General features: G+C 69.0%; 28 protein-coding genes and 1 tRNA gene. 16 read left to right on the top strand and 13 right to left on the bottom strand.

Going from position 1 to position 26,805, the window contains the following annotated elements:
* The first annotated feature begins 16 nt into the window (after positions 1 to 16).
* Both SACCYDRAFT_RS18715 and SACCYDRAFT_RS18720 read left to right on the top strand, forming a co-directional pair.
* Positions 17 to 379 (top strand): winged helix-turn-helix transcriptional regulator, encoded by a 363-nt coding sequence (locus tag SACCYDRAFT_RS18715; RefSeq protein ID WP_005458589.1) that lies wholly within the window; start codon positions 17 to 19, stop codon positions 377 to 379.
* 112 nt (positions 380 to 491) lie between these two features.
* On the top strand, positions 492 to 923 hold the full coding sequence (locus SACCYDRAFT_RS18720) for an ester cyclase (protein ID WP_005458591.1): 432 nt from the start codon (positions 492 to 494) through the stop codon (positions 921 to 923).
* A 49-nt stretch (positions 924 to 972) separates the two neighbouring features.
* Here SACCYDRAFT_RS18720 and SACCYDRAFT_RS18725 read toward each other — a convergent pair whose 3' ends face one another.
* Positions 973 to 2,172, bottom strand: a complete 1,200-nt coding sequence (locus tag SACCYDRAFT_RS18725) for a L,D-transpeptidase (RefSeq protein ID WP_083844774.1) — start codon at positions 2,170 to 2,172, stop codon at positions 973 to 975.
* A gap of 197 nt (positions 2,173 to 2,369) precedes the next feature.
* Here SACCYDRAFT_RS18725 and SACCYDRAFT_RS18730 point away from each other — a divergent pair.
* Positions 2,370 to 2,442 (top strand) — tRNA-Lys (locus SACCYDRAFT_RS18730).
* Between the two features lie 461 nt (positions 2,443 to 2,903).
* On the opposite strand, the gene SACCYDRAFT_RS18735 is transcribed toward SACCYDRAFT_RS18730, so the two are convergent.
* Entirely contained in the window at positions 2,904 to 3,329 is a 426-nt protein-coding gene (locus tag SACCYDRAFT_RS18735; RefSeq protein WP_005458593.1) for a DUF6924 domain-containing protein, read from the bottom strand.
* A gap of 124 nt (positions 3,330 to 3,453) precedes the next feature.
* Here SACCYDRAFT_RS18735 and SACCYDRAFT_RS18740 point away from each other — a divergent pair, with 124 nt between their 5' ends.
* Positions 3,454 to 3,801 carry a VOC family protein gene (locus SACCYDRAFT_RS18740; protein WP_043537401.1) on the top strand — a complete coding sequence of 116 codons (348 nt, stop codon included), beginning with the start codon at positions 3,454 to 3,456 and terminating at the stop codon, positions 3,799 to 3,801.
* Positions 3,802 to 3,811: 10 nt separating this feature from the next.
* On the opposite strand, the gene SACCYDRAFT_RS18745 is transcribed toward SACCYDRAFT_RS18740, so the two are convergent.
* Together SACCYDRAFT_RS18745 and SACCYDRAFT_RS18750 are read right to left on the bottom strand one after the other, a co-directional pair.
* Positions 3,812 to 4,324 carry a DUF5946 family protein gene (locus SACCYDRAFT_RS18745; RefSeq protein ID WP_005458597.1) on the bottom strand — a complete coding sequence of 171 codons (513 nt, stop codon included), beginning with the start codon at positions 4,322 to 4,324 and terminating at the stop codon, positions 3,812 to 3,814.
* Positions 4,321 to 4,701, bottom strand: coding sequence for a hypothetical protein (locus tag SACCYDRAFT_RS18750; RefSeq protein ID WP_005458598.1), 381 nt, complete (start codon positions 4,699 to 4,701; stop codon positions 4,321 to 4,323). Before SACCYDRAFT_RS18750 ends, SACCYDRAFT_RS18745 begins: the two co-directional genes overlap by 4 nt.
* 268 nt (positions 4,702 to 4,969) lie before the next feature.
* Here SACCYDRAFT_RS18750 and SACCYDRAFT_RS18755 point away from each other — a divergent pair, with 268 nt between their 5' ends.
* The gene (locus tag SACCYDRAFT_RS18755; RefSeq protein ID WP_005458599.1) at positions 4,970 to 5,788 is read left to right on the top strand and encodes a hypothetical protein; all 819 of its coding nucleotides are present in this window, start codon (positions 4,970 to 4,972) and stop codon (positions 5,786 to 5,788) included.
* Positions 5,789 to 5,859: 71 nt separating this feature from the next.
* Entirely contained in the window at positions 5,860 to 6,675 is an 816-nt protein-coding gene (locus tag SACCYDRAFT_RS18760; RefSeq protein ID WP_005458600.1) for a pentapeptide repeat-containing protein, read from the top strand.
* 9 nt (positions 6,676 to 6,684) lie between these two features.
* Here the strand turns inward: SACCYDRAFT_RS18760 and SACCYDRAFT_RS18765 are convergent, their stop codons facing one another.
* Positions 6,685 to 6,873 carry a PspC domain-containing protein gene (locus SACCYDRAFT_RS18765; protein ID WP_005458601.1) on the bottom strand — a complete coding sequence of 63 codons (189 nt, stop codon included), beginning with the start codon at positions 6,871 to 6,873 and terminating at the stop codon, positions 6,685 to 6,687.
* 135 nt (positions 6,874 to 7,008) lie between these two features.
* Between SACCYDRAFT_RS18765 and SACCYDRAFT_RS18770 the strand changes: the two genes are divergently transcribed.
* Together SACCYDRAFT_RS18770 and SACCYDRAFT_RS18775 are read left to right on the top strand one after the other, a co-directional pair.
* The gene (locus SACCYDRAFT_RS18770) at positions 7,009 to 7,773 is read left to right on the top strand and encodes an SDR family NAD(P)-dependent oxidoreductase (RefSeq protein ID WP_005458602.1); all 765 of its coding nucleotides are present in this window, start codon (positions 7,009 to 7,011) and stop codon (positions 7,771 to 7,773) included.
* A 145-nt stretch (positions 7,774 to 7,918) separates the two neighbouring features.
* Positions 7,919 to 8,347, top strand: coding sequence for an Hsp20/alpha crystallin family protein (locus tag SACCYDRAFT_RS18775; protein WP_005458603.1), 429 nt, complete (start codon positions 7,919 to 7,921; stop codon positions 8,345 to 8,347).
* 12 nt (positions 8,348 to 8,359) lie between these two features.
* Here the strand turns inward: SACCYDRAFT_RS18775 and SACCYDRAFT_RS18780 are convergent, their stop codons facing one another.
* From SACCYDRAFT_RS18780 to SACCYDRAFT_RS18790, 3 genes are read right to left on the bottom strand one after another with little or no spacing between them, the layout of a single operon-like run.
* Complete coding sequence (locus SACCYDRAFT_RS18780) at positions 8,360 to 8,944, bottom strand: class I SAM-dependent DNA methyltransferase (protein ID WP_005458606.1); 585 nt, start codon at positions 8,942 to 8,944, stop codon at positions 8,360 to 8,362.
* The gene (locus SACCYDRAFT_RS18785) at positions 8,934 to 10,088 is read right to left on the bottom strand and encodes a hypothetical protein (protein WP_043536667.1); all 1,155 of its coding nucleotides are present in this window, start codon (positions 10,086 to 10,088) and stop codon (positions 8,934 to 8,936) included. The genes SACCYDRAFT_RS18780 and SACCYDRAFT_RS18785 overlap by 11 nt, the downstream gene beginning before the upstream one ends.
* A 9-nt stretch (positions 10,089 to 10,097) precedes the next feature.
* Complete coding sequence (locus SACCYDRAFT_RS18790) at positions 10,098 to 11,507, bottom strand: MFS transporter (RefSeq protein ID WP_005458609.1); 1,410 nt, start codon at positions 11,505 to 11,507, stop codon at positions 10,098 to 10,100.
* 61 nt (positions 11,508 to 11,568) lie between these two features.
* Here SACCYDRAFT_RS18790 and SACCYDRAFT_RS18795 point away from each other — a divergent pair, with 61 nt between their 5' ends.
* The gene (locus tag SACCYDRAFT_RS18795; protein WP_005458611.1) at positions 11,569 to 12,282 is read left to right on the top strand and encodes a TetR/AcrR family transcriptional regulator; all 714 of its coding nucleotides are present in this window, start codon (positions 11,569 to 11,571) and stop codon (positions 12,280 to 12,282) included.
* Here the strand turns inward: SACCYDRAFT_RS18795 and SACCYDRAFT_RS18800 are convergent.
* On the bottom strand, positions 12,183 to 13,505 hold the full coding sequence (locus SACCYDRAFT_RS18800) for a serine/threonine-protein kinase (protein ID WP_005458612.1): 1,323 nt from the start codon (positions 13,503 to 13,505) through the stop codon (positions 12,183 to 12,185). The genes SACCYDRAFT_RS18795 and SACCYDRAFT_RS18800 overlap by 100 nt on opposite strands.
* 239 nt (positions 13,506 to 13,744) lie before the next feature.
* Here SACCYDRAFT_RS18800 and SACCYDRAFT_RS18805 point away from each other — a divergent pair, with 239 nt between their 5' ends.
* Positions 13,745 to 14,710: a sensor histidine kinase gene (locus tag SACCYDRAFT_RS18805; RefSeq protein WP_043536668.1), complete on the top strand. Its 966-nt coding sequence runs from the start codon at positions 13,745 to 13,747 to the stop codon at positions 14,708 to 14,710.
* Between the two features lie 72 nt (positions 14,711 to 14,782).
* Here SACCYDRAFT_RS18805 and SACCYDRAFT_RS18810 read toward each other — a convergent pair whose 3' ends face one another.
* Complete coding sequence (locus tag SACCYDRAFT_RS18810; protein ID WP_005458615.1) at positions 14,783 to 15,790, bottom strand: ABC transporter substrate-binding protein; 1,008 nt, start codon at positions 15,788 to 15,790, stop codon at positions 14,783 to 14,785.
* Positions 15,791 to 15,896: 106 nt separating this feature from the next.
* On the opposite strand from SACCYDRAFT_RS18810, the gene SACCYDRAFT_RS18815 reads away from it, so the two are divergent.
* Genes SACCYDRAFT_RS18815 through SACCYDRAFT_RS18825 form a run of 3 tightly spaced genes read left to right on the top strand, consistent with a single transcriptional unit; the run spans position 15,897 to position 18,906 of the window.
* On the top strand, positions 15,897 to 16,973 hold the full coding sequence (locus SACCYDRAFT_RS18815; protein WP_005458616.1) for a FecCD family ABC transporter permease: 1,077 nt from the start codon (positions 15,897 to 15,899) through the stop codon (positions 16,971 to 16,973).
* On the top strand, positions 16,970 to 18,040 hold the full coding sequence (locus tag SACCYDRAFT_RS18820; protein ID WP_005458617.1) for a FecCD family ABC transporter permease: 1,071 nt from the start codon (positions 16,970 to 16,972) through the stop codon (positions 18,038 to 18,040). The genes SACCYDRAFT_RS18815 and SACCYDRAFT_RS18820 overlap by 4 nt, the downstream gene beginning before the upstream one ends.
* A gap of 59 nt (positions 18,041 to 18,099) precedes the next feature.
* Positions 18,100 to 18,906 carry an ABC transporter ATP-binding protein gene (locus SACCYDRAFT_RS18825; protein WP_005458618.1) on the top strand — a complete coding sequence of 269 codons (807 nt, stop codon included), beginning with the start codon at positions 18,100 to 18,102 and terminating at the stop codon, positions 18,904 to 18,906.
* A 12-nt stretch (positions 18,907 to 18,918) separates the two neighbouring features.
* Here the strand turns inward: SACCYDRAFT_RS18825 and SACCYDRAFT_RS18830 are convergent, their stop codons facing one another.
* Both SACCYDRAFT_RS18830 and SACCYDRAFT_RS18835 read right to left on the bottom strand, forming a co-directional pair.
* On the bottom strand, positions 18,919 to 19,455 hold the full coding sequence (locus tag SACCYDRAFT_RS18830) for a DUF5336 domain-containing protein (protein ID WP_198284940.1): 537 nt from the start codon (positions 19,453 to 19,455) through the stop codon (positions 18,919 to 18,921).
* Positions 19,456 to 19,494: 39 nt separating this feature from the next.
* Positions 19,495 to 20,142: a hypothetical protein gene (locus SACCYDRAFT_RS18835; RefSeq protein WP_005458620.1), complete on the bottom strand. Its 648-nt coding sequence runs from the start codon at positions 20,140 to 20,142 to the stop codon at positions 19,495 to 19,497.
* Positions 20,143 to 20,263: 121 nt separating this feature from the next.
* Between SACCYDRAFT_RS18835 and SACCYDRAFT_RS18840 the strand changes: the two genes are divergently transcribed.
* Complete coding sequence (locus tag SACCYDRAFT_RS18840; protein WP_005458622.1) at positions 20,264 to 22,096, top strand: AMP-dependent synthetase/ligase; 1,833 nt, start codon at positions 20,264 to 20,266, stop codon at positions 22,094 to 22,096.
* 69 nt (positions 22,097 to 22,165) lie between these two features.
* Here SACCYDRAFT_RS18840 and SACCYDRAFT_RS18845 read toward each other — a convergent pair whose 3' ends face one another.
* Positions 22,166 to 23,089: an SDR family NAD(P)-dependent oxidoreductase gene (locus SACCYDRAFT_RS18845; protein ID WP_005458624.1), complete on the bottom strand. Its 924-nt coding sequence runs from the start codon at positions 23,087 to 23,089 to the stop codon at positions 22,166 to 22,168.
* Positions 23,090 to 23,458: 369 nt separating this feature from the next.
* On the opposite strand from SACCYDRAFT_RS18845, the gene SACCYDRAFT_RS18850 reads away from it, so the two are divergent.
* Positions 23,459 to 24,631 carry an MFS transporter gene (locus SACCYDRAFT_RS18850; protein WP_005458625.1) on the top strand — a complete coding sequence of 391 codons (1,173 nt, stop codon included), beginning with the start codon at positions 23,459 to 23,461 and terminating at the stop codon, positions 24,629 to 24,631.
* An 892-nt stretch (positions 24,632 to 25,523) separates the two neighbouring features.
* On the top strand, positions 25,524 to 26,711 hold the full coding sequence (locus SACCYDRAFT_RS18855; protein ID WP_052309208.1) for a GGDEF domain-containing protein: 1,188 nt from the start codon (positions 25,524 to 25,526) through the stop codon (positions 26,709 to 26,711).
* The last annotated feature ends 94 nt before the right edge of the window (positions 26,712 to 26,805 follow it).

The following is a 26,805-nucleotide window of genomic DNA, read 5'->3' on the forward strand; positions in this document are numbered from 1 at the left end:
CTTCTGAGGAGGGCAGATGAGGAACACAGCGCGGAGCGGCCCCTACTTCTGTGGCATCGATGCGGCGATGGACGTCATCTCGGGCAAGTGGAAGGTGCTCATCCTGTGGGAGCTGGAGCACTACGGCGTGCGGCGCTTCGCCCAACTCCGCCGGGGCCTGCCGGGTGTGAGCGAGAAGATGCTCATCCAGCATCTCCGCGAGATGGAAGAGGACGGTCTCGTGCACCGCACGGTGTATCCGGAGGTTCCGCCGAAGGTCGAGTACTCCCTCACCGCTGAGGGCCGTTCACTCAACGAGGCACTGTCGGCGCTGGGCGAATGGGGCACCGAGCGCATCCGGCGCATCGGCGCGGAGAAGGTGTTCGTGCCACAAGGGTGAGGCCGGTGACGAAGGGCCCTACTGACCGCTTCGCGACGCGCGTGTCCTGAGACGCGGGCCCTCTCGGCCCGACACACTCCAGAAAAGGACAGCACGAAGGAGGTGTCCGCAGGTGACACCCGAGGAGCGCAAGGATCTCACCCGCCGCACGGTCCACGCCGTCATAAACGAGGGCGACCTCGACGCGTGTGCCGACATGTACGCCTCGCACTGCACGTTCCACTGGCCGAACTTCCCCGTGGAGGGAATCGAGGGCTACAAGCAGTTCATGACAGAACTGCGGCAGGCCAACCCGGACGTGCACTGCGACATCCACGACATTCTCGTGGACGGCGACCTGCTCGCGGCGCGCTGGACCATGGGCGGCACCGCCCGCGGTGAGTTCCGTGGCATACCCGGCACGGGCAAGACGTGGGTGATGAGCGGCATGCAGCTCACCAAGTGGGAGAACGACCGCGTCGTCGAGGAATGGGGCAGCTTCGACCTGTTCGGCCAGTTGCGTCAGCTCGGCGTCATTCCCGAAATGGCGGAACAGCGGCGCTGACGACGGGGCCCGGGCAGGTCGTCTGCCCGGGCCCTCCCCACCTGGGGTGCTAGCTCTGCCACTCCTTCCAGGGCATCTGCCACACGCTCCAACCGTCCTCGGGAACCAGCTCCGGGCCTCCGCTGCGCTCGACCGTGAACACGTCCCCGCGCTTCGTCTTGCCCATCAGCCACGCCGCGTTCTCCGTGGAGAGGTTGATGCATCCGTGGCTGACGTTGGCGTTGCCCTGGTCGCCCAGTGACCACGGGGCGGAGTGGTAGAAGATGCCGCTGTTGGAAAGGCGCACCGCGTAGTCGACGTACAGGCGGTAGCCGGCCGAGCTGTCCACCGGGACACCGTAGGTGCTGGAGTCCATGGTGTAGCCGTTGTGTTCGCTCATGACGGTGTAGGTGCCCTCCGGCGTCGGGCTGCTCGGCTTGCCCATCGAGATGGGCATGGTCTTCACGTCCTTGTCGTTGATCGACACCGTCATCGTGTGCTTCCGGCCGTCGGCCACCGCCACCAGTTTCTCGCCCACCGTGAAGTCCACGGCCTTGTCCTCGGTGCCGTAGGTGCCGTCGCCGAGATCCATGCCGTAGATCCCCGCGTCGATCGAGACCTCCGTGCCAGGCTGCCAGTACTCCTTCGGTCGCCAGATCACCCTGGTGTCACCGAACCAGTGGAAATCGCCCTCGGTCTCCGGTTCGGCCGCGATGTCCAGCGCCTCCTCGGCGGCGTCCCGGTCGGGCACCGGGCCGGTGAAGTCGAAGATGAGCGGCATACCGACGCCGACGGTCTCGTCGTCCCACACGTTGATCGACACGGCGACGGTGCGGGCCGGGGTGACGGTGGTGAACGTCGACTCCTCCGTCACCGTCCTGCCGTCCTCCCCCTTCGCCTCGACGGTGAGGGTGTAGGTCTTGCCGTAGCCGAGGGGCTCGGCAGTCGTCCAGAACGTGCCCTCCGACCGCAGATCGTCCTTGACGTGAGTGCCGTGCTTGCCGATCAGCGAGGCCTTCGTGATGGTGCCGTGTTCCGCGTTCACCGTGATGGGCCTGCCGGGTTCGACGGCGTCATCCCCGTCGGTCACCGAGAGCGCGAGCAGGACCGGCTTGGGCGCTTCGGTCGAGGTCGTCTCGGATGGCACGGGTGGTTGCCCGGTTTCCGCGGTCGACACGCATCCCGCCACGACCGTCGCCGCCAGCAGAAGTGGAATCCACCTGCCACCCGATCGCGCCGAGAGACCACGCGTTCGCGTCACACCTACCACCCGTTCCCGTTACCGCATACCTCGAACGTGTGGCGAGTGTGTCGCACCCGTCGCAGAGTGTTCCGGTACTTGACCAACTTGTGTCCAAGTGTGAACAAGGGGGGCCGTGTGGGAGGCCTCCGAGGGGCGTGCTAATGTTTCTCCCGTCGCCAAGAGGAGCCGGGAACACCGGAGCCGAAGGCGACAAACACAGACAGGCGCCATTAGCTCAACTGGCAGAGCAGCTGACTCTTAATCAGCGGGTTCGGGGTTCGAGTCCCTGATGGCGCACAGAAACCCCAGGTCGCAAGGCCTGGGGATTTTTTGTATCGATCACCGTGCCGTCTACGGCATTGCTGTGGTCCTGCGGCACCCACGAGTGGTCCGATAACTCGTCGGCCGCACCGTAGGCGGCTAGTCTCCCGCGACCGAGACTCTTCGGAAAGCTCCTCCCGGGTTCTCCGGCTTCACCCTGCCCCGTCACCGAGCGGCACTGCGGGCAAGCGGCGCGCACCGGCTCACCGTCAACACGCCGCGCCGAACCACAGCACCGCACAAATCCGGAAAGATGGCCCCGGACGTCCTGACCGAAGACCGGTGTCCGCTCCAGCCGAACCCTGCAACGCCTTCACTTGCCGAATCGACCCGCGTATGTGCCTGTTGGCAGGAAAGCGTGACGGAAGTTCTCTCGGCCGCCGGAGCGAAAGAAGGGTTCCACGACCTGAAACATCGACCTGCTGAGAGACAGGACCCTAGAAACCCCGGAAAACGCCGTCCGCGTCCACGGAACGCGCGAACTCGAAGAAGTCCATGTTCGCGATCGACAGATTGTTCTCTATGCTCTGAACCTGCCTCGGTACCGCACGAAAAGGTCTCGAAGGATCCCACTCGTTCAGGTTGACCACAAGTAGAGGACGTTCCGCGGACGAGACTGTCACACTGTCGACCACGAAGAGGACAGGATGCCTGTAGTGGTACGGGTAGGCTCGAGGGAATCCTGCCACGATCACCGCTTCTTCCAAGCCTTCGAGCGTTCGGTCCTCCACGAATTCGACGTTGGCCAGGAAGCCCTCTTCGGTCGGGCTGGTGATTTCTTCTTTGAGTTGCGCCCAGAACTGGTCGTCACTGAAGTCCGCGCGCACCACCGGTACGCAGTGTGTCGCTGGCAGCTCACTCACGCGTGAAGTGTAACGACGCGTACGCTTCGTACGACGGGAAATCACCGAACCCTTCGAAAACGAACAGCCGGTAACTGACGTTTGTCCTGCGCGACCCATGCGGATGCTGCTAACGTCCGTCGCCATGTCCCTCATGCTCTTCGCCGGGATCCCCGTCAGCGACCACGCGACCGCCGTGGCGTGGTACGAGCGGTTCTTCGGCCGCCCGGCGTCGTTCCAGGCCACCGACACCGAGTCGGTGTGGGAGCTGGCGGAGAACCGCTGGGTGTACGTCGTCGAGAATCCCCACAACGCCGGACATTCCATGCAGACGATCCTGGTGGACGATCTCGACGGCATCGTGGCAGAGATCACCGAACGCGGTATCCGGCCGGAGAAGCGGGAAACCTACGACAACGGCGCGCGTAAGGCGATCTACCGGGATCCGGACGGCAACGAGATCGGATACGGATACGCACCACAGTCCGGCTGAGGGCACGACGCTACCCGGCATCGGATCGCGCGGGAGTGACGGTCGTCGGGCGGGAACGTGTCGCTGTGGTCGGCGCCTCCCAGGCACCGACGACGGCTTCCGCCCAGGCGGTGACGCGCTCGGGAAAACCGTCGGCCGGGAACGTGCCGTCATGGGCGACGTCGTCGATGGTGACGCCGAAGGCCGTGGGCGGGGCGGTGACGGGCGGGGGCGGAAACCCGGGGACGGCTTCGGGCGGTCGACCGTCGCGACCGCGGTGGCTGTTGGCGCGACGGGCCCGCTCGGTGAGCCGAGCGACTGCGGGGAGACCTCCGTCGAGATAGGTCTGCAGCACTCCCCAGGGTCGAGCCCGGGCGGTCTCGGGCAGGCGACTGGGGTGCTGAAGCAGGAAGCAGGAGACCGTGACGCTGTGGAGGGGGCCCCAGGGCGCGCGCCGGGAGTGGTCGAGCGCGAGGACCGTGCCGAAGAGGTCCTCGCACGAGTGAGGCTGGGCGGGGGCTCCGCATTCGGGGCAAGGTGTCACAGCCACCTCCGTGGTACGGCAGGCTTGCGATTGTGGTCGGCGCATCTCTTGGCGGTCCTGGCAGCGGTCCGGTCGATGAACGGACGCCGGCAACGCTCGCACTGCTTGATCCTGGTGAATCCAGTGTCCAGGACCACCAACTGAGCCAGGGCGAACGCGGCCCGCGCCGAGGGACTGGAGGATCGGTAATCCAGCCACCAGCGAAAGCCCACTGGGACGAGGACCGGGGTTCCCAGGGCCAGGTGTTCGTTGAGCAGGCCTGCGGCGGTGTGCTCGTCGGTCGCTGCGGCGGCCAGGTTCCCGACGGGCGACACGGCCAGGGCCTGTTCGGCGTCGAGTACGACGCGCCTCCAGGTTTCACTTCGAGCGGCAGCCATGCTTCCTCCCCGGCCGGACGGCGACCGGCAGCGACGACGGCATCCTCAAGAGCATCGTCACGCTAGGGACTCCAGTCGCTGGAACGTCAACTCCCTCCCGTGAACAGGTCCCGTGGTCGCGGGAATCCGTGTCGCGGAGGCCCCTCACGCGGCCGTCGGGGACCGAGATCACACACGGCTGTCCGGGTGACTTCCTTGCCCATGGCGCGGGGTTCCGAGATCGTGGATTCCGCGATTAATCCGATCCGGCGTGGGGAACGGAGCGAGGATGGAGGCGTGCGACCTCGGCACGATCACACTCACCAGGAAGGCCACCCCGAACCGCAGTACGTCGATGAGCCTGCCGGAAGCCGTGGCCTGGTTCGCCGGTGAAGGTCATTCCGACCGGCCACGCTGCGTGTCATCGATGCTGCTGGCCAGTGCCACGGTGCTCAGTGACCGGCTTCCGGACCGGAAACGGCAACGGCTCAAGCGGTTCGTTCCGGCGCTTGTGGGGACGGCCGGCGACGGACGCGACCGAGAGCGCTCACTGCTCGCCATGGACTGGCTCGTGCGCGTCCACACACCGGCATGGCTACGCCTGGTCCCGTCACTCGGTCTGGCGGCAGCCAGCCTCGCCGAGCACGAACCGGTACTCGGTGTCTCCGACGCCGCTGAACTGATCGAGGCACCCCTGGTGGCCGTGCGCCGCGCTGCGTTGGCAGCGCGCACGAGGGTCTCGTGGCCCGAAACCGGCATCTCCAGCGCCGACGTGTCGGTGGCCGTGTCCCGCGCACTGTCGGCCCAGGCCGCCGACGCGGCCGTGGCCGCCACACTCGACATCTCCGAGTCCTTCCTCGCTGTCTGCGGGAGGATGCGACTGGCCATCGAACAGGCTGTGCTCGTCGCCGTCTGCGCACGTCCCTGGAACAGTCGTTCGGTGTCCCTCGACGAACATGTCTCGACGCTCATGGCACCGACCACGGAGCAGCTGGACGACGCGGTGATCGACCTGTTCGCACGGCTCGTCGACGTCACTCCTCCGTCCGACCACGGCTGGCTCTCGACCCACCCCGCCGAATCAGCGCGAAGGGATGGCCTCGTCTGAGGGCCCGGAGCGCTACGGCAGGCCCGTTCGCGCGACAATGCCACGAAAGACGACCGAGGATGTGATGGACCGTGGAGCCAGCATCGGCGCCCGTGCGGGAGTTGCGTGCCGACTGCTCGCGGTGCGCGGGCCTGTGCTGCGTGGCGCTGCCGTTCTCGGCGTCGGCCGGGTTCCCCGCCGACAAGAACGCGGGAGACGCCTGCCGCCACCTCGACCGGTCCTTCCGCTGCCGGGTCCACACCGAACTGCGCCCGAAAGGTTTCACCGGGTGCACCGTGTTCGACTGTTTCGGCGCCGGTCAGCGGATCACGCAGGAGTCGTTCGGCGGCAGGAACTGGCGGGACGAACCGGGGCTCGCCCAGCGGATGTTCGCAGCCTTCGCGGTGGCGCGGCACCTGCACGAGATCCTGTGGTACCTCGCCGAAGCGCTGGAGCTCCCGCTCGCCGCGCGACTCGGCGAGGAAGTGCGCAGCGAGTTCGACCGCGTCGACGCGCTGGCGGGCGCCGAGCCGGAGGCACTCGCCGCCACCGACGTCGGCGCGGTGCGCCAGGAGATCGGTCCGCTGCTGTCACGGGTGAGTGAGACCGTGCGCGCGGGAGTGCCGGGCCGGACCCGCGACCACCGTGGGGCCGACCTCGCCGGGCGGCGGATGCGCAGGGCCTCGCTGCGGGGCGCGACGTTCCGGGGCGCCCTTCTCATCGCCACCGACCTGCGGGAGGCCGACCTGCGGGAGGCCGACTTCCTCGGAGCCGACCTGCGGGACGCGGACCTGCGGGGTGCCGACCTCTCCGGCTGCTTCTTCCTCACCCAGCCACAGTTGAACGCCGCGCGCGGTGACGCGCGCACCCGGCTGCCTCACCGGCTCGTGCGCCCGGCCCACTGGTGACCGGCCGCCTCACGCCTCGGGCAGCACCGCCCACAACACCAGGTACAGCAGGAACTGCGGCCCCGGCAGCACGCACGACGCGATGAACGCCAGCCGTACGTTACGGGTCTTCCACCCGTAACGGCGTGCGATGCCTGCGCAGACACCGGCGATCATTCGGTTGTCTCGAGAACGGGTCACGACAGCGGTGGTTGCCATGTCCCCAGTGTCGAGCGGACCGGCGAAGCGCGCATCGGGGGCGATCCCTGACTTCACCACGATCCGCACCCCTGGGACGCCCGGAACCCGCTAGCGTGGCGATCACCTCGCCGCGACTGGAGACGGGAGACCATCGTGCACATCGACGACGCTGGGGACGGCACTCGGGTGGCGCTCGTGACCGGAGCCTCGCGGGGACTCGGCGCCGCGATCAGCAGCGCGCTGGCCCGCGACGGGTTCGCCGTGGCCGTCAACTTCGCCCGGGACAAAGCCGCGGCCGACCGGCTGCGTGAGCAGATCACCGACTCCGGCGGCCGGGCGGAGGTCTTCCGCGCGGACGTGACCGACGAGGGTGAGGTCGACGCGCTGTACCGAGCGGTGCTCGCGCAGTTCGGGCGGATCGACGTCCTGGTACTCAACGCGACGGGACCTCAGCCGCTTCTGGGGTTGGAGGAACTGAGCTGGCGCGACATGCTCGACCAACTGGAGTTCTTCGTGAAGAGCCCGCTGCTGTTGGCACAGCGGGTGGTTCCCGCGATGCGGCGCCGGGGCTGGGGCCGCATCGTCAACATCGGCTCCGAGGTGGTGGAGTTGGGTGTGCCGTCGTCGAGTGCCTACGTGTCGGCCAAGGGTGCGCAACTGGGACTGACCCGGTCCTGGGCACGCGAACTCGGCCCGCACGGCATCACGGTGAACCTCGTGGCGCCGGGCTGGATTCCCACCGACCGGCACGCCGACTCGTCGGACGAGGAGAAGGCGGACTACGCGAGCGGCGTGCCGCTGGGGCAGCTCGGCAGCCCCGAGGACGTGGCGGAGGCGGTCGCCTACCTCGCCTCCGACCGCGCGCGCTTCGTCACCGGGCAGCGCATCGCGGTGAACGGCGGCAACACCCTGACGTGACGCGCTTCCTGCACTCTGTGGACTCAGCTAGTCATCATTGACTGCTTGACAGAACCTGCACCGCAGAGTACAAAAAAGTTGTACCACCTGACACGGTGCGCGACAGTGTCGATCCGTCGAACATCGGAAAGGAGGTATGACCACGATGCTGATGCGCACGGACCCGTTCCGGGAATTCGACCGGCTGGCACAACTCTTCGGCCTGAACGGCACCGACACCCGCCCCTCCGCGATGCCCATGGACGCCTACCGGGCGGGCGACGAGTTCGTCGTGCAGTTCGACCTTCCCGGCGTCGCTCCCGAGTCGATCGACCTCGGCGTCGAGCGCAACGTCCTCACGGTGCGCGCCGAGCGGAAGCCAGACCACGGTGACGACGCCGACATGCTTGTCACCGAGCGGCCGCGAGGTGTGTTCAGTCGGCAGTTGTTCCTCGGCGACTCCCTCGACAACGAGAACATCAGCGCCCACTGCGACGCGGGTGTACTGACTCTGCGCATCCCGGTCGCCGAGCAGGCGAAGCCGCGCAAGATCGCCGTGGCCGCCACACCGGAGCGCAAGGCCATCGACGCCTGACACGCTCCGCGCTCACTCCCGGGCCGCACGCGCGAGCACCCGGCAGGTCTCGCGCTGTCGCGGCCCGGAAGCCCCTTCGCCGGTGTCCTCCGCCAGCACCTCCCAACGCTCGTCCAGCGCGGCGGAGAGCTCGCCCGGCCGCACCCGGAACCGCGTCGAGCCGACACCCGCCGTCGCAGCGAGTGCCTCCCAGCCCAGTAGTCCGCCCGGCGCCACGGCCTCGCGGGCGGCACGGAACGTCGTGGCGTCCCAGAACAGCGTCGCGAGCACCAAAGTGAACGTCCTGGGGGCGGGGACGAACGTGCGGAGGTCCGCCTGCACGCACCACACGCGGTCGCCGAGCCCCCTCCGGCGAGCCTCGGCTCGAAGTTGGTGCAACGCCACGTCGGACACGTCCACCGCGAGGACCCGGCGGCCCCGTTCGGCCAGCGCCAACGCACTGCCCGACCGGCCGCACGCCAGGTCCAGCACCGGACCGTCCGGGATCCCCGCCGCGAGCGCCTCCGCCACGAGAGGATGCGGCTCGAACGTCGGAGGCTGGTGCGCATAGCGGGCGTTCCACCTCGCCGCGTCGTCGTGCCACGGCTCACGTGCCACCGGATTCGTGCTCCTCCTCCGCCTCGCGCGCCTCACGCGAGCGGCGGCGCCGCTCCCGTTCCCGCCTGCTGTAGGCGGCCCGGTACACCGCTTCCTCATTCTCCAGACTGGACCCGAGCGCGCCCGCGAACGTGCCCATGGAACTGGCCAACCATGCCAGGGTGAGGTAGTCGCCCAAGCCCACCGGATGCCCCAGCGAACGCGCCAGGTACCCGCTCTCGATCACCGTGAACGCGCCCGCGAACGTCACCACGAACAGCACCAGATACGACGACGCAACCCCGATGGTCAACGACACCACCGAAGCCAGGTTGTAGAGGACGGTCTTCGTCCTCGACCCTCCGGAGGGTTCCCACAGTCGGTTGTACGCGATCAACCACGCCACCATCGCGGCGATCGCGAGCAGACTGATGAGGGTGAGCCGTCTGATGCTCAGAGCGTCGGCGAGTGACCAGATGCTGCTGTAGAAGATGCCGAACGCCGCGGCGGCGAAACCCGCGGCGAGCGCCGTGGACAGCCCGGGCACGAGTCGCCACGGTTTGTTGTCCCGCACCATGCCGCCCAGCAGTCGCAGCCGTCCCCGCCACCCCACGAGCGCGAGACTCACCTCGATCTCGGCGTCCGGGTTGTCCACCCAGGTGACCGGTGTGAACCTCCCGCCCGCCCGGTGACGTTCCCGCCCGGCGCGACCGCCCACAAGGCCCCGTCCGAGTTCGCCCGCGAGGTAGAGCAGGGTGTCCCGGAGCCGCCGCCGCACTCCCACGATCCCGAGCGCGGGCAGTGAGGCGAGCGCGATCCCGTGGCGGACGCTGATGTCGGCCACCACCGGGGTGCTGCTCAGTTGCCTCGGCAGGTCGGTGACGCACACCACGAGGTCCCACCCGTACCTCGGCCGCACGATCTCCGCGAGACGCAGAAGGGGCACCCGCCCGTCCTCGTCGAGGAGCAGGGACTCGGTGCGCATGCGCACCTCCCACGCGACCTTGTCGCTGACGTTTTCCTTCAACTCCCCCTCGAGGTCGTCGACCAACGTGCTCACCACATCGCTCGGCAGTCCCGGATCGCACAGTAGGCCGATCACCACCCGTGGGAACTCCTCGTCGTCCAGCGCTGCGGGGTGTGTGTCCTTTCCGGTCTCGCTCACCCGCGGTGGCTACCCACGCCGATCACCGGTTACGCGGCCGGGGATCGCGTCGGGGACCGGAGTCGTGAGCGAGCGGGGCAGCAACATGGCACAGAGTGCGGTGGAGACCAACAACGCCGCCATGATCAGGAAGGCGAGTCCGTACCCGTCCGCGGAAGCCGTGGCCCCTCCGCCGTCCACGACGGGATTCACCATCGCGACGAGCGCGGCCAGCCCCACCGCTCCGCCGACCTGCTTCGTGGTGTTGAGCAGCCCTGACGCCGCACCCGCGTCCTCCTCGGCGACTCCGCTGGTGGCGAGGACGGTGATCGGTGTGTTGAGTAGTCCGCCACCGAGCGAGATGAGCACTGCGGGCCCCAGAACGCCCGGCAGGTAGGCGGAGTCGGCATCGAGTCCGCTCTGCCACGCGAACCCCGCCGCCGCCACGGCGGCGCCCGCCACCACGAGGGTGCGGGGCTCGACCCTGCGCATCAGCCGCGGGGTCAGCCAGACCCCCACCACGATGGTGAGCACCGTGTGCGGCAGGAACCCGAGCCCCGTGAGCAACGGGCCGAACCCCAGCACGTTCTGCATGGCGAACGTCAGGAAGTACCACATCGGGTTGAGGCACGCCCCCGCGAGCAGAAGCACGATGTTGCCGCGCACGACGGAACGGACCCCGAACAGGGTCGGTGGTAGCAACGGAACCCGCGCGAACCTCCGTTCGACCACGACGAACGCGGTGAGGGCGCCGAGCCCGCAGGCCAGCGCGACGAGCGTGGTCGGTGAGTCCCAGCCGTGCGTGCCCGAGCGGACGACGCCGAACGTCAGCGCCAGCAGTCCTGTGGTGGCGAGCACCGCTCCGGGTAGGTCGACGGGGCGCCGTCGCACCGTGTCACCGGCAGGCAGCGCTCGCACGGCCAACACCGCCGCGACCAGGCCGACGGGCACGTTGCCGAGCAGTACCCACCGCCAGGACAGGTACTCGGTCAACAGGCCGCCGACGAGATTGCCCGTGGTGCCGCCCGCCAGTCCGACAGCGGTCCAGGCCGCGAGCGCGCGATGACGGCGTGGCCCCTCCGGGACGGTGGTGGTGAGCATGGTCACCGTGGCGGGAGCGAGCACCGCGGCGCCGAGTCCCTGCCCGGCTCGCGCGGCGATGACCGTCGCGGCATCGGTGGCCGTACCGCCGAGCAGGCTCGCCGCGGTGAACGTGACGAGCCCCGCGAGGAACACCCGCCGCAACCCGAGGAGATCGGCCAGGCGGCCACCGAGGAGCAACAGTCCGGCGAACACGAGTGCGTAGGCGTTGACGACCCACTGCGCGCCCTCCTGGTCGAGGCCGAGTGCCGTCTCCATCGAGGGCAGTGCCACGTTGACGATCGAGACGTCGAGCACCACGAGGAACTGCACCACGCACGCCAGGAGGAGTACGAGCATCAGCGACCACCATTCTGATACGCACGTATCATATACACTTGTATCATAAAGGAGGGGTCCGGTGCCGAGAAAAGTCGACCATGGTGAACGCAAGGCGCAGATCATCGGCGCGTTGCTCCGCGTCGCCGGCCGCGAGGGCCTGGCCGCCGTCACCATGCGAGCGGTCGCGGCCGAAGCCGGGATGTCACTTCGGCTGGTGCAGTACTACTTCGACACGAAGGCCCAACTGCTGCACGCGACGCTCGAACACCTCGAACAACGCAGTCACGAGCGATGGAACGCCCGGTTGTCCGCGCTGTCGGCCCAGCCGTCGACCCGCGACCACGTCGAGCGGTTCCTCGCCGAGGCACTGCCCACCGACGAGGACAGCCGGTTGTTCCACCTCGTCTGGACCTCCTACGCCGTCCTCGCGATGACCGATCCCGAACTCGCGCGCCGTCCGTTCGTCTCCGGCCCGGACCGCCTCGAACGTCACCTCGCCGAGGCGCTGCGCACAGCAGAGGAACGAGGCGAGCTCGCACCGGGCGCGGATCCGGAGACCGAGGCCGCGCGGTTGGTGACCCTCGAACACGGCCTCGGCACGAGCGTCCTCGTGGGCCAGCGCAGCGCCGAGGCGGCGATGGCGGTGCTGCACTACCACCTGGACCGCGTACTGCCGCGGAGCAGGAAGGCGGCTCAGCCGGGCACACAGGCCAGCGACCCACCGACCTCGTCCACCGAGTCGGCTTCCGGGGAGGTACTGGCAACGAAACCGAACGCCGTGGCGGAGCCCTGACGCACCGCGGCGTTCCAGCCCGCGTCTCGCACCCGAAGGTCGTCGCCCAGCCGGGTCGGTGTCCCGTTCCAGACGTCGCTGACCCTGTGCCCCTCGGGCAAGGACCAGCGCACCTCCCAGCCGACGACGCCCCCGCTGCCGGGCTTCACGACCACCTCACCCTGGTAACCGCCCGGCCAGCGGTTGGTCACCCGCAGTTCCGCCTCGCACTTCGACGCGGCAGGCTGCGCCGCCGCTTCCCCGAGTGAACGATCGGTGTTGAGCGCCGCCCCGAGCGCCATGCCCACCGCCACCAGCGCCCCCGCCACGAGTCCGGTGACGGCAGCGCGTCTCGGCAGCCGTCTCGCGGCACCCACCGGGAGCAACCGGGTGCGGGGATGCGCTCTCGGCACGCTCGCGCTGCGCCCTTCGGCCACCGCTGTGAGCAACTCGCGCACCTGCCGCATGGTCGGCCGTTCGTCCGGATCACGCCGCAACATCGCCAGCAGCAGCTCGGCCAGCGGGCCGGCGTTGCGAGGCGGCGCGGGTTGCGCATGCGCGATCCGCACAAGCAACGCGATCGTGTTTCCCGTGTCCCCGAACGGGGGAACACCCTCAATCGCGAAATACAACGTCGCGCCGAGCGAGAAGACGTCCGACGGCGGGCCCACCCGTCCGCTGTCGGCGGCTTCGGGCGACAGGTAGGCAGGTGTTCCCGCGATGACGCCACGGTCCGTGATCGTGCCCTCGCCGTCGGCCCGGGAGATTCCGAAGTCGGCGATCTTGGTGGTCCCGTCGTCGGTGACCAGCACGTTTCCCGGTTTCACATCGCGGTGCACGATGCCCTCCGCGTGCGCCGCGGCGAGTGCCGACGCCACCTGCGCGCCGAGCACGGCGACCTCCTCGGCGGGCAACGGCCCTCGGTCGGCGACGAGCGCGGACAGACTTCGGGAAGGAAGGAACTCCATGACGAGAAAGGGGGTGTGGCCGTGAGTCACCACGTCGTGCACGGTGACCGCGTGGGGATGCCGCAGCCGCGCCGCGACCCGGCCCTCCCTCATGGCCCGCTCGAGTGCCGCCTCGTGGGCCGTGTCGTCGTCACCGTGGTCGGTGCGCAACTCCTTGACGGCGACCACCCGATCGAGTCGCTCGTCGTGGGCTCGCCACACGACGCCCATGCCGCCCCGGCCCACCCGGTCCGACAACCGGTACCGCCCAGCGACCAGTTCGCCCTCGCCGCTCACGACGGCCTCCCCTGTCCCGCTCCCACAGCTCTCACACCGGACGGTCCGAGCCCTCATGGTAGGCCGACGGACCCGGGCCGGCGCATCGTTCGGCGAAACCGCCCGATCGTGGCCCCCGACACTCCCACGGAAGGAGGTAACTCCACAGTGGACATTTCTTGGTTCCGGCGGGGCGGGCAGTGGCCGTTCCCGTGGCTCCCACCTATGATGCGCCGTGTGCAGTGCGGGGTCCCGCCACTATGAGGCTGGAAGTGACATCAGGCCAGGGCGTCCATTTCCATGAGGCGGCCGTCTACGGCTCCGACGAAGAATTCCTGTCGGTGCTGATTCCGTTCCTCCGGCGGGGGATCGACGCGGGAGAGCCGACCATCGCCTGCCTGCCCCCGGCGAAGGCCAGGCTCCTGCGCAGGGCCTTCGTGGACGCGGGTTCGGTGACCTTCCTCGACACGGCCACCGTGTACGCGAACCCCGCGACGGCGGTGAAGCACTACCGCGACGTGGTGTCCCACCACACCCAGCGGGGAGCCAGGCAGGTACACCTGGTCGGCGAGCTCGACAACCCCGGCCACGTCACGCCGTGGGGGCCTTGGGCTCGCTACGAGGCCGCCGTGAACCACCTGTTCGACGACCTGCCGCTGTGGAGTCTGTGCACGTACGACGCCCGCACGACACCGAGGCCCGTGCTCGACGACGTCCTGCGCACACATCCGTGGCTCGCACTGCCCGGCGGGAACCATACGTCGAGCACCGCCTTCACCGACCCGCTCGTGTTCCTCGAAACGCACGTGCCGGACCCGACCGAGGTCGCTCTCCCCCACTGCGCCCCGACAGTGGAACTGCGGACGCCGCACCCGGAGCAGGCCCGTGACGCCGCGCACCGCGTCGGCGAACAGGCAGGACTCGGCGAGGCCCGCATCGGCGAACTGGTGCTCGCCGTGAGCGAGTCGGTCACCAACGCCGTGCACCACGGGCAACCACCGGTGTGGCTGCGCCTGTGGGCGGAGCCACACCGGGTGGTGACGACGGTGACCGACGCGGGCGACGGCCCGGACGACCCGCTCGCAGGGCTCGCTCCCGCCCAGCGCAGCCGGGCCGACGGTGGCCTGGGGCTCTGGATCGTGCACCAGGTGTGCGACTACGTCACGATGCACAGGCACGAGGACGGCCACACCGTCGTCCTCGTCGTCGGCGCACGGTCGAAGTGATCGCGCCCACCGAGGCGTGTGTTCCGTGAGTCCTCGCCGCGCAGTCGGTACGTGGGAGGCGTGAAACACCGCCTAGTCTCGCGCGGGGTCGACCCCGAACTGCTCGGCGATGTCGTCGAGCATCGCGTGGGCACCCTGCAGGCTCACCGACACGTACCAGGTCTCGTCGCTGACCTCGCTGACCTCTCCGGAGAGCTTGCCCCACAGGGGGTTCGACTCGAACGCGGCCTTCGGGTTCTCCGCCTGCTGGGTGTCGTCCACGTAGCTGGACACCCAGATGTGGTCGGCGTCGAGCTGCCCGATCTGCTCCTGGCTCAGCTCGACGGCGATCCCGGACTCACCGCTCGGTTGTCCCTTCGGCCTGCGCAGCCCGACGTCCGACGCGACGATGCCGGGGAAGGACTCCGCCGTGTAGAGCCGCACGGTCGGTTCGCCTTCCACGAACCGCACGAGCGAGTAGGTGGGCAGCTCACCCTCCTTGGCCTTGATGGCCTTGCCGATGGCCTCGGCCCTCCGCTCGTAGTCCGAGATCTTGCGTTCGGCGAGCTCCTCCTTGCCGAGTGCCTTCGCGAGGAGCCGGATGTTGTCCTTCCACGTCGCTCCCGTGGTCTCACTGAACACAGTAGGAGCCACATTGGACAGTTCACTGTAGATACCTTCGTGGCGCACCCTCGCGGAGACCACGAGGTCGGGCGCCACGTCGTACAGTGCCTCCACGTCCGGGTTCGCCAGCTCCCCCACGACGCGGGCGTCCGACAGGTACCGCACGTCGTCACCGAGGTACTCCGGCGGAGTGTCCGACGTCGGGTAGCTCGTGTACGCGACGACCCTGGTCTCCAACGCCAACGCCGCGTCGACGTAACTGGAGTCGAGCGCGGCGACCGTTTCGGGCCGTTCCTCGATCACGGTCTCGCCCATGGCATGCGCTACGGTGCGCGGGAAGCCGTTGCCGTTCTCGCCTCCCCCACCCTCGGCGGGTTCCTCGTTGGCCGGAGAACAGGCAGCGAGCGCGACCACGCCCAACACGGCCAACGAGGCCACCCTGGTCGAGCTACTCCGCGGTCGGAACAGGCGGATCATGATCACCCTTCACCTTCGGTTAGGCTCCCCTAAGTAACATCGGGACTGTAATCCACGGGGCCCCATGACAAAAGGGTCCGGTGATGTCGATGACGAGGGACTGGATATGGCCCCGACACCGCCGCCCTCGCGGGTACGACCCGCGAGCGCCACGGCACCGTCGTCCCCCCACGCCGACGGCTCCGGCCGCTCCCGGGCGCGGTACGGGTACACGTTCGCCGCGCTCGTGGCCGCCCTGTGCGTCGCGGCGCTGCTCAGCCTCGCCTACGGGGCGCACCCGGTGCCCGTCGGGGACGTCTGGCGTGCCCTGACCCAGCCCACCGGGAGTGAACACGACATCATCGTGCGGTCTCTGCGCGGCCCTCGAACGATTCTCGGGGTCCTCGCCGGGGTGGCGCTCGGGATCGGCGGGGCGCTCATGCAGGGGCACACGCGCAACCCGATCGCCGATCCCGGTCTCCTGGGCGTCAACCAGGGTGCGGCGTTCGGCATCGTGTGCGCCCTCACGGTGTTCGGTGTCGGCTCACTGACCGGGTTCGTCTGGTTCGGCTTCGCCGGTGCGCTGGTGGCCGCCTCCGTGGTCTTCCTCTTCGGCAACACCGGCGGTCGTGGTTCGGCACCGGTCACGCTGGCGTTGGCGGGCGCGGCCGTGAGCGCCCTGCTGTCCGGGCTCACGGCCGCGCTCGTGCTCGGCAACCGTCAGGGCATGGAGGTCTTCCGGTTCTGGCAGGTCGGCTCACTGGCGGGCAGGAACTACGACGTCGTCTGGCAGGTGCTGCCGTTTTTGGCTGTCGGGCTCGTGTTGGCACTGGTCAACACGCCCGGCCTGAACACGCTCGCGCTCGGGGACGACGTCGCCACCGCGCTGGGACGCAGCACCGCCCGGACGAGGGCACTGGGGATCGCCGCCATCACGCTGCTGGTGGGTGCCGCCGTGGCCGCGTGCGGGCCCATCGCCTTCGTGGGGCTCATCGTGCCGCACGTGGCGCGTGTTCTCACCGGCCCCGACTACCGCAGGCTCGTCCCGGTCGCCGGGCTGCTGGGCGCCGTCCTGTTGTTGCTCGCAGACGTCGGTGGCCGGCTCGTGTCCGACGACAGCCTGGAGGTCGGCATCATGTGCGCCGTCATCGGCGCGCCGGTGTTCATCCGGCTGGTGCGCGCAAGGGGGCTCAGCAGGCTGTGAACCTCGTACGCGACGTCGAGGCGGTGCCCGGCAGGAAGGTGCTGGCGGTCGGACGCCTGTCCTTGACCTTCCGCCCCCGGGTGGTGGCGGTGCCGCTCGTCGGCGTGGGTGTGCTGCTGGCCGTGTCCTCGCTGAACATCGCGCTCGGCAGCGCGCAGATCGACGTGCTGGACGTGCTGCGCACACTCGCGGGCGGAGGGGACCGGCGGGAGAACGGCATCGTCTTCGACCTGCGGCTGCCCCGCACGCTGGCCGGTGCCCTCGTGGGCGCGGCGTTCGGCCTCGCAGGAGCGCTCTTCCAGTCGATCGCCCGCAACCCGCTGGCCAGTCCCGACATCCTCGGCGTCACGTGGGGTGCCGGGGCCGGGGCGGTGGCGGTGATCGTCCTCGGAGGGACTCGCGGGCAGGTGAGCGGTCTCGTCGCCGAACTCGGTGTCCCCCTCGCCGCTCTCGTGGGTGGCCTCGTCGCCGGGGTGGCGTTGTACGCGCTGTCGTGGCGACGCGGCATCGACGGCTACCGCATGGTGCTCGTGGGCATCGGGCTGTCGGCCGTCTTCTACAACCTCGTCTACTGGCTCTTGACCGTGGGCGACGTGGACGACGCCACCCGAGCCACCGTGTGGCTCGTGGGCAACCTCGCCGACGCCGGCTGGGAGCAGATCGGCGGGGTTTCGATCGCGCTCACCGTGCTCGTGGTCACCGCGCTGGTGGGCGCTCACACGCTCGGCGGCCTCCAGTTCGGCGACGACACCGCGCGCGGGCTGGGCATCCGGGTGGACGCGGCCCGCGGAACGATGTTGCTGCTCGCCACCGCGCTGGCCGCCGTGGCCACCGCGACGGCGGGGCCCATCGCGTTCGTCGCCCTCGCGACGCCGCAGATCGCGCTGCGCCTCGCCCGCACCGCGCAACCGCCCCTGGTGGGTTCCCTGGTGCTGGGAGCAACGCTCGTGGTGAGCGCCGACCTCGTCGTGCGGCTGGTCTCGGCGAGCCTTCCGGTCGGGGTGCTGACCGCGATCCTCGGCGCGCCGTATCTGCTCTACCTGCTCGTACGGACGCGGCGCGGATGAGCCCACTCCGTGATTCCACGAGGCGGACGGCAACGAAAGACGATGCGAAAGGTGCGGGCATGACCGAGGCGAGACTGCGCGCCGAGGGAATTCGGCTCGGCTACGGCGAACGACTCGTCGTCGACGGGCTCGATCTCGACGTCGCCGACGGGGCGATCACGGTGATCATCGGCCCCAACGGCTGCGGCAAGTCGACACTGCTGCGCGCACTGGGTCGCCTGCTGCGCCCACAGGGTGGAGCCGTGCTGCTCGACGGCAAACGCATAGACCGGCAACCGACCCGCGAGGTCGCGCGCGTCGTCGGCCTGCTGCCGCAGTCACCGACCGCTCCCGAGGGCCTGACCGTGGCCGACCTCGTGTCCCGTGGCAGGCACCCGCACCAGAGCTGGCACCGGCAGTGGTCGGCGGACGACGAGGAAGCCGTGTCGAGGGCCCTGCGGCTCACCGGAATGGACACCTATGCCGACCGCGTCGTCGATCAGCTCTCGGGCGGGCAGCGGCAACGCGCGTGGATCTCCATGACGCTCGCCCAGGACACGTCGCTGCTCCTGCTCGACGAACCGATCACCTACCTCGACCTGGCACACCAGGTCGACGTGCTCGACCTCGTCCACCGACTGCACACGGAGCGGGGCACCACGGTGGCGATGGTGTTGCACGACCTGAACCTCGCCGCCCGCTACGCCGACACACTCGTGGCCATGAAGGACGGCCGGGTGGTGGCTCAGGGCCCTCCCACCGAACTGCTCACCGAGGAACTGCTGTCCGAGGTGTTCGGCCTGGACGCCACGATCCTGCCGGACCCGGTGGCGGGAACCCCGCTCGTGGTGCCGATCAGCGCTCACCTGCGGTCGGCGACCCGCTGAGAGCGACTCCCGTCACCGGCTTTCGGGAACGGACCGCCCGATGAAGTAGGCGACGAGCGCGATGACGGACTGGAGCACGCAGAGCACCATCACCATGATCCAGCCGACCGCGGCTTCCTGTTCCGCGGGCATCGTGAAGGTGCTGAACAGCATTTCCAGGGTCACCCCGACGCTGAGCGCGGGCACGACCGGGCCGGGCCCCGTTCGTTCCCTGCCGCCCGGCAGCACGCTGAGCAGGGCCACGAACCCCGCAGTGAACAACAGTGCCGGTGTCAGCCCGGCGCCGCCCTCGTAGATCGACACGGAGTAGACGGCGCCGAAGTAGTCCTCGCTGACACCGGCTGCGGACTCCGCCGCCGGAGCGAAACCGAGGAACAGCGCGGCCAGCCCGGTGGCGAACGTGGCGAGGTGCAACCAGTGCGTCGTCCCGAGGCCGGGCCGCGCCGGCACGAGCCGGTACCCGGGCGGCACCGGATAGCCCGACGGCGTGGCCGACGGTGGCGGTGACGGCGGTGACGGTGGGGGCGGGAAGTATCCGGAGTCGCTCACGACAAGTGGACGGCCCGAACGCCTCCGTGGTTCCGGCGGTCAACCGGTGACCTCCTTCGCCAACGCGGCGTCGAGGCTCACGCGCACGAGAGCGGCCGCGAACCGGCCGAGGTCTGCATCCTTCACCAGTGAGGCGAGGGAGTCGACGTCACCGGGCAGACCGACGCGTTCGGCCCCCTTCCTCGCCTTCCGGTCGAGGTACGGGCGCACCCACGGCCACACGTCCTGCACCTCACGGCAGAAGATGTCGGCGCCCACCGCCCCGATGCCGGGCACCTCGCACAGCAGTCTCCGCAGCGCGGCCACGTCGCCGTCCGCGCGCTTCGCCATCCGGCGCAGGTCCGAGCGGTACTCCTCCGTGAGGAACTCCGCGCCCTTGCCCAGCGTCGTGGCGGTGCTCTCGTCGTAACGCACGTAGTGCCCCCGCCCCAGCGCGTCCACCCGGTCCTGCCACGACGCGTCGAGCATTCGCCGCGGCGTCCGGCAGCCCGCCGCGAAAAGCTCCCGCGCCGCGGCGACGGCGATGCCGGACCTGATCCGGGCCGACAACAGCACCGACAGCACCAGCAACCGGTAGAGCGACGACGGCGTGTCGGCGAGTCTGATCCCGGCCTCGTCGGCGTAGGTCCGTCCCGCCACCCGCAACAGCCGCTTCGCCGTACGAGCCGTTTCCGGCGCTTCGCTCATGTTCCAGCAGTACCCGCCGTTCACCGAGCGACACCGAGCCCGCCGTCCCCCGATCAACCCTCCCCAAAGTGATCCACGTTACATAAGGTGTGGGGTCCACGGAGACCCGAGGAGGACAGCGTTGACCACTCAGCAATCCGTCGCGGCCCGGGTGGAGGGCCAGACCATCGCCAGGTTCCTTCGCCGCAACGCCACCGAGTTCGGCGACCTTCCCGCCCTGACCTCCCTCGACGAACCGGACAGTCCCACGCTGAGCTGGGCGCAGGTGCGCGACCACGTCGCCGCCGTCGCCCGTGGGTTGGCCGACCTCGGCCTCCGGGCAGGCCAACGACTGATCATCATGTCGCCGAGCCGTGTGGAGCACATCGTCACCGACCTCGCCGCCGCCAACCTCGGCGCCGTCCCGTGCACCGCGTACTCGACGTTGAGCAGCGACCAGATCCGGTACGTGGCCGACCACAGCTCCGCGCCGATCGCCGTCCTCGCCGGAGCCGACGAGCTCGCACGCTGGCAACCGGTCCTCGACGACCTTCCGAGCCTGCGGCACGTCGTCGTGTTCGACACCGACGCGGTCCCGGACGGTGACGAGCGGTTCCTCCCGTACACGGAACTGCGCGACCGGGGCGCGGCCCTGCACGCGGAGTCACCGCACACGTTCGAGCAACTCACCGACGACATCGAACCGGACGACCCGCTGTCGATGATCTACACCTCGGGCACCACCGGCGTGCCCAAGGGAGTCGTCCTCTCCCACCGCAACGCCATCCACGAAGCGATCGCCGTGGACTCGCTGCACGGCGCCTCCCCGCACCTGTCCAACATCTCCTACCTGCCGTTGGCGCACATCGCCGAACGGGAGTTGTCGATCTACCTGCCCGTCGTCCGTGCCGGACACGTCCACACGCTCTCCGACCCGGCAGGGATCGTCGCGGCGCTCAACCGGGTCCGGCCGGAGTCGTTCTTCGGCGTCCCCAGGGTGTGGGAGAAGTTGGTCACCGGGTTGAGGACCATGCTCGCCGGCGTCCCCGAAGATCGCAGGAAAGCCCTGCTCGCGGCGAGCGAACTGCTGCAGGAGGGGTACAAGCTCCGCAGCGCGGGCAAGGAGGTGCCACCCGAACTGGCCGACCGCATCGCCGAGACCGACCGTACCGTGCTCGCCCCCATCCGCGAGCTGCTCGGTCTCGACAGACTCGCGTTCGCCTCCAGCGGTGCGGCGGCGCTGCCGGTGGACGTGCTGTACTTCCTCGCGGGCCTCGGAGTGGAGATCCAGGAGGTGTGGGGCCTTTCGGAGACCACCGGCGCGGCCACGAGCAACCATGCGGGAGCGTTCCGGGCGGGCAGTGTCGGCAGGCCGATCGCGGACGTGGAGGTCACGACGGCGGACGACGGTGAGTTGCTCGTCCGGGGGCCGATCGTGTGCCTCGGCTACCTCCGGGAGGACGGCTCGATCGAGGAGGCGACCGACGCCGACGGCTGGTTCGCCACCGGCGACATCGGGTCGATCGACGAGGACGGATTCGTCACCATCACCGACCGCAAGAAGGAAATCATCATCACCGCGGGCGGCAAGAACATCGCGCCGTCGAGGATCGAGGGGCTGCTCAAGGAGCACCCGCTCATCGGAGCGGCCGCCGCGATCGGTGACGACCGGCCCTACGTCACCGCTCTGCTCGTGCTCGACGACGAGATGGCCCCTGCCTGGGCCGCCGCCAGGGGTATCGAGGCGGACGACCTGGCGACGTTGGCCCGGCACCCCGCCGTGCGCGCCGAGATCGACCGCGCCGTCGAATCGGCCAACGAGCGGCTCGCCAGGGTGGAACAGGTGAAGCGCTACCACGTGCTCACGCAGGCGTGGACTCCCGAAAGCGGGGAACTGACGCCGACCTTGAAGCTCAAGCGGCGCGTCATCACCAGCCGCTACCGCTCGGACATCGACGCGCTCTACGCCGTCTGATCGCGGCAGGCGGTGGGAAGCCCGGGCCGGTCTCCCCACCGCCTGCCCGTCCCGAGGAGCGCAGCTCCCTCAGGCGCTGCGCCGGGGCCAGGGCGAACGCCCACCCACCGAAGCGGTGGCGGTCCATTCCCGCAACGTCGGCGGAACCCGTTTCTCCAGGCCGTACGGTTCGAGGTGCGCGGCGAACACCTCGGTGAAGGCCCGCCGAACGCTCTCGCTGTCCCACACGTCCCTGCGCAGCACGGGTTCCTTCACGTACGGCTGCCCCATGATGTGCAGGTCCGAACCGTTGCACCGGAGCAACTGACCGGTGATGCCATGCGAGTCGTCACCGAGGAGGAACAGCACCAGCGGCGCGATCCGCGCGGGAGTCCGTTCCGGCGGGCAGTTCCGCAGCGACCGCTCCGACTTCCACACCATCCGGGTGTGCGCGAGCGGGCACACGGCGTTGACCCGGATTCCGACCTCCTCCATGTCCAGCGCCCACGAGTAGGTCAGCGACGCCACCGCCCCCTTGCTGGCCGAGTAGGTGGCGAGCTTGCGCTGCCCCAGCGACGCCCCCGACGAGATGTTGACGATCGAACCGCCACGGCCGCTGGCCACCATGGCACGCGCCGCGGCCGTTCCCACGTAGATGACCCCGAGAACGTTGGTCTCGACGACTCTGCGCACGTCGTCGGGATCGTCCTCCCAGGAGACGGCCTCGTAGTTGAGGCCCGCGTTGTTGACCAGCCCGTCGACGCTCCCGAACTCGGTCACGCAGAGCTCGACGAGCGCGGCCGCCTGGGCGGGATCCGCGACGTTGTGGCCGCTGGCCACCGCCCGGCCACCGTGAGCGGTGATGTTCGCGGTCGTCCGCTCCGCCAGGTCCCCGTCGACGTCGTTGACCACCACGCGGGCGCCTGCCTGAGCGGCGTGTGTCGCGAACGCCTCCCCCAGTCCCCTGCCTGCTCCCGTCACGACCACGACCTTGCCGTGGAGTTGTCCGTTCATTCGTTTCGTCTCCCACCGCGAGCGCGGGCTCGTTCGTCTCCGGCGCGGTTCGCGGCCGGTCATCGTCAGTCTCGACCCGGCCCGAGAGGCTACGGAGGAGTCCACGACGAACGGTGTTCGGACTGCGCCGAACGAGTGGTGAGCGATCGGTCGCCGGATACGCCCCGCAGTTCAGGGGGACTCATCGGGGAAGCCATGACCTGGCACGGCCATCGGAAAGCGCCGGGCCTCGGCGTTAGTCCGATCTGGGTAACGTCCGACGATCGGCTCCACACCTGGTAGATCAAAACTAACGTGGGCGCCGACGTCGCAATAAGTAACCGATTCGGCACAGGTGACCAGTTGGTAGCTACCACGACAGCGGCGCGGATGAGTGACGCCGTCCGCAACCGCGAATTCCGGGCTCTGTGGATCGCCGAGGCACAGTCGGTCCTCGGCGACCACCTGACGACCGTGGCGCTGTCCATCGTCGTGTACAGCCGCACCGGCTCGGCCCTGTGGGCGGCCGTGGTGTACGCCCTCACCTTCCTACCGGCCCTCGCGGGCGGTCTCGGGCTCGCACAGCTCGCCGACCGGCTGCCACGCAAGACGGTTCTCGTCACGTCAGCCGCCGTGCAGGCCGTGCTGGTGGGAACCATGGCCGTTCCCGGAATGCCACTGGCGCCACTGTGCGTACTCGTCGTCCTGGCCCGCCTCGCGGGCGCGCCGGCGAACGCCGCGCAGAACGCCCTGACGCGCGAGGTGTTCACCGACGACGAGCTGTATCTGCGCAGTCAGGATCTGCGGGGTATCACGAACAACATCACCATGCTCATCGGGCTCGCCGGAGGCGGGCTCCTGGTCACGTCGCTCGGCGCGTCGTGGGCTCTGGCGATCGACGCACTGACCTTCCTCGTCGCGGCGCTGCTCGTGCAACTCCGGGTCCGGCAACGCCCAGCCGCAGGCAGCCCGGACGACAGTTGGTTCAGCGCGGCGCGCTGGGTGTGGGGACAACCACGGTTGCGCGTGCTGCTCGCACTGTCCTGGTTGGTCGGTCTCGCCGTGATCCCCGAGGGGCTCGCCGCTCCACTGGCCGAGCAGATCGGTGCTTCCGAGCAAGCCGTCGGCTGGTTACTCGCCGCCGATCCGGTGGGCTTCATCCTCGGCACGTTCGTCCTGTCACGGTTCGTGTCCGCGGAGAACCGAAAGCGCGTGATGGGAGTGCTGGCCACGCTCGCGGCCGCACTCCTCATCGGTTTCGCAGCGACACCGACCCTGCCGTTCGCCCTGCTGCTACTGATGCTCGCCGGCGCGGCAGGCGCCTACATCATCACCGTCGGGGCCACGTTCATCACGTGGGTGCCCAACGACAAACGTGGTGGCGCGGGCGGCGTCTACCGCACCGGACTCCGGGTCGCGCAGGGTATCGGTGTCGCACTGGGCGGAGTGGCCGCGGACCTCGTCGGGTCCGCGACGACCGCGATCGCGATCGCAGGGGCCACCGGTGTCGTTCTCACGATCCCGGTCGCGCTCGCCTGGGCACGCGTGCAGAAGACCGACTGACGCCAGGAGGATCGGGCACACGGAAAGCGATCGTGACGATCGGTAGCGTCACGACGACCACCTGATTGTGCCGGTGCCATCACGGCGTGAAGCCGGTGAAAAAGGTTACTCGACAAGGAAGGAACCACAGCCTTCGGAAACGACCTTGCCGTCGTGGACAGAACGGAATGCGAGATGTGTGAACCATGACTTGCCAGCGAGCGGCGCTCAGGCGTTTACGACCTGTCACGGCGCACGTTCTTCCATTGGCCGGCGACGACAGTGCCGAAGCTTCTTTAGAAGTCGCGGTCGGTCATGGTGAACACCTCCTCGTGGGTGGCACTGACCTGGTGAGTCGAACAACGAACTGGCACGGGGAAATCAGAAGTCGCGGTCGGACACGAGTTGCCTCCCCAGGGTGTCGTGGTCGTGCGATGTGTCAGTTCTAGGTCAGAAGTCGCGGTCAGACAAGAGAGAACACCTCCACTCGCGTCCGAGTTCGTGCCGACGTCGAAAACGCGTACAGAACAACACACCCCCAGTACCCGACGCTACCGTCCGGTGGCCTCGCCTACACGAATTTCCGGTGCAGTGCGATGATACCGATCACCGAGGATGCCTTGCCCCGTAGTGGACCGAGCCGGACCGGCCTCCGAAACCGAGCCTCCCCGAGTCCGGCCGTCCGCCTGACCGACACACGCGAGAGGATCGGCGAGTGCCGCTCATTCCACAGGATCGGCCGTCGCCAGAAATCGTTACGTCCGACCCGGGCCGGAAGGCTGTGAACCGGACGCCGCAGCCTCGGCAATCCGTCGGTGACCGTGCGGGAGCAGGCGATCGCCGTAGGGCACTGTTGCCCCGCAACTGGGCGCTGTGGACCAGACCGCGGCGTTTCGTCGTGTTCCTTCTGGCCATGGAAGCGTTGTCGGTCGCCGGTTTCACGGTGGCGTTCGCCAACGCGCCGATGCCCGACGGTTCCGACTGGCTCGAGTTCGCCATCCTCGCTCTGGGCGCCACCACGCACGTCCAGTTCACACACCGGCAGGAAGAGCGTCGGCGCAACCGAACGAAGACCGTGCTCATCGATCTCACGGCAGTCTGGGTCTTCCCCGCGACACTGGTCCTGCCCGCCACGCTCGCGGTCCTGCTGGTCGTGCTCATCCGGCTGCAACGCTGGTTCATCGCTCGCCGCCCCACGCACAACTTCGTGTACTCGTCCATCGCCCACGGTCTCGCGGCCGCGCTCGCCAACCTGAGCTACACGGCGATGTCACCGCAGGACTGGAACACGTTGACCGCGACGGGCTCGCTTCGGGAGTTCGGGCTCGTGCTCGTGACGGCGGCGGTGTACGAGGCGGTGCAGATCGTCTACGTGGGCGGCATCCTGGCGCTGGGCTCGCCCACCCCGACCGTGCGCACCGTCCTCGGCAGCAAGGCCGACAACCTCCTGGAGGCCATCACCACCGGGCTCGGCGCCGTCACCGCCGTACTGGTGGTCATCATGCCTCCGGCGGTGGCGATCATGGCGGTGGTCACGGTCGTCTTCAACCGCCTCGCGGAGATCGACCAGCTCCAGGACGCGGTGGTGACCGACCCCAAGACCGGCCTGCTCAACATGCGAGGGTGGACGGAGTCGGCCGACCGCGCACTCAACCGGGTGCGGCGCGCGGGAAGCACACTGTCCGTACTGATGGTGGATCTGGACCACTTCAAGTGGGTCAACGACACCTACGGGCACCCGGCGGGCGACGACGTACTGGCCGCGGTGGCGAGTGCCCTGTCCAGCGTGACCCGGCCCGCCGACGTCGTGGGCCGCTTCGGCGGCGAGGAGTTCCTGTTGCTGTTGCCCGACGCCGACACCTCGGCCGCGGAACTCGCGGCCGAACGGATTCGGACGACCATCGCAGGCCTACGGATCCCCACCACCGACAAGCGGGGCGCTCAGGCCACCATCAGCGGCCGCACCGCCTCCATCGGGGTCGCCGTGTTCCCCCGGCACGCCGACGATCTCGACGGTCTGCTCCAGGCCGCCGACACGGCCGTGTACGAGGCGAAGGAGGCCGGCCGCAACCGCGTCAGCTTCGCTCCGGTCCCGACGTGACGGGGGCGAAGGCTCGACACGCCGCGGTCGAGACCAGCGAGCGTGACCGATTCCCGGATTTGCTGACACGACGACTTCCCTGCTGCCACCCTGT

The organism is Saccharomonospora cyanea NA-134 (genome assembly GCF_000244975.1).
GTDB classification, from domain to species: Bacteria; Actinomycetota; Actinomycetes; order Mycobacteriales; family Pseudonocardiaceae; genus Saccharomonospora; species Saccharomonospora cyanea.

Excerpts from the sequence above, each read along its gene's own strand:
- SACCYDRAFT_RS18715 (WP_005458589.1), top strand. The coding sequence starts at position 17 with ATGAGGAACACAGCGCGGAGCGGCCCCTACTTCTGTGGCATCGATGCG.
- SACCYDRAFT_RS18740 (WP_043537401.1), top strand. The coding sequence starts at position 3,454 with ATGTCCCTCATGCTCTTCGCCGGGATCCCCGTCAGCGACCACGCGACC.
- SACCYDRAFT_RS18750 (WP_005458598.1), bottom strand. The coding sequence starts at position 4,701 with ATGGCTGCCGCTCGAAGTGAAACCTGGAGGCGCGTCGTACTCGACGCC.
- SACCYDRAFT_RS18755 (WP_005458599.1), top strand. The coding sequence starts at position 4,970 with ATGGAGGCGTGCGACCTCGGCACGATCACACTCACCAGGAAGGCCACC.
- SACCYDRAFT_RS18765 (WP_005458601.1), bottom strand. The coding sequence starts at position 6,873 with ATGGCAACCACCGCTGTCGTGACCCGTTCTCGAGACAACCGAATGATC.
- SACCYDRAFT_RS18775 (WP_005458603.1), top strand. The coding sequence starts at position 7,919 with ATGCTGATGCGCACGGACCCGTTCCGGGAATTCGACCGGCTGGCACAA.
- SACCYDRAFT_RS18790 (WP_005458609.1), bottom strand. The coding sequence starts at position 11,507 with ATGCTCGTACTCCTCCTGGCGTGCGTGGTGCAGTTCCTCGTGGTGCTC.
- SACCYDRAFT_RS18805 (WP_043536668.1), top strand. The coding sequence starts at position 13,745 with ATGAGGCTGGAAGTGACATCAGGCCAGGGCGTCCATTTCCATGAGGCG.
- SACCYDRAFT_RS18810 (WP_005458615.1), bottom strand. The coding sequence starts at position 15,790 with ATGATCCGCCTGTTCCGACCGCGGAGTAGCTCGACCAGGGTGGCCTCG.
- SACCYDRAFT_RS18815 (WP_005458616.1), top strand. The coding sequence starts at position 15,897 with ATGGCCCCGACACCGCCGCCCTCGCGGGTACGACCCGCGAGCGCCACG.
- SACCYDRAFT_RS18825 (WP_005458618.1), top strand. The coding sequence starts at position 18,100 with ATGACCGAGGCGAGACTGCGCGCCGAGGGAATTCGGCTCGGCTACGGC.
- SACCYDRAFT_RS18835 (WP_005458620.1), bottom strand. The coding sequence starts at position 20,142 with ATGAGCGAAGCGCCGGAAACGGCTCGTACGGCGAAGCGGCTGTTGCGG.
- SACCYDRAFT_RS18845 (WP_005458624.1), bottom strand. The coding sequence starts at position 23,089 with ATGAACGGACAACTCCACGGCAAGGTCGTGGTCGTGACGGGAGCAGGC.
- SACCYDRAFT_RS18850 (WP_005458625.1), top strand. The coding sequence starts at position 23,459 with ATGAGTGACGCCGTCCGCAACCGCGAATTCCGGGCTCTGTGGATCGCC.
- SACCYDRAFT_RS18855 (WP_052309208.1), top strand. The coding sequence starts at position 25,524 with ATGGAAGCGTTGTCGGTCGCCGGTTTCACGGTGGCGTTCGCCAACGCG.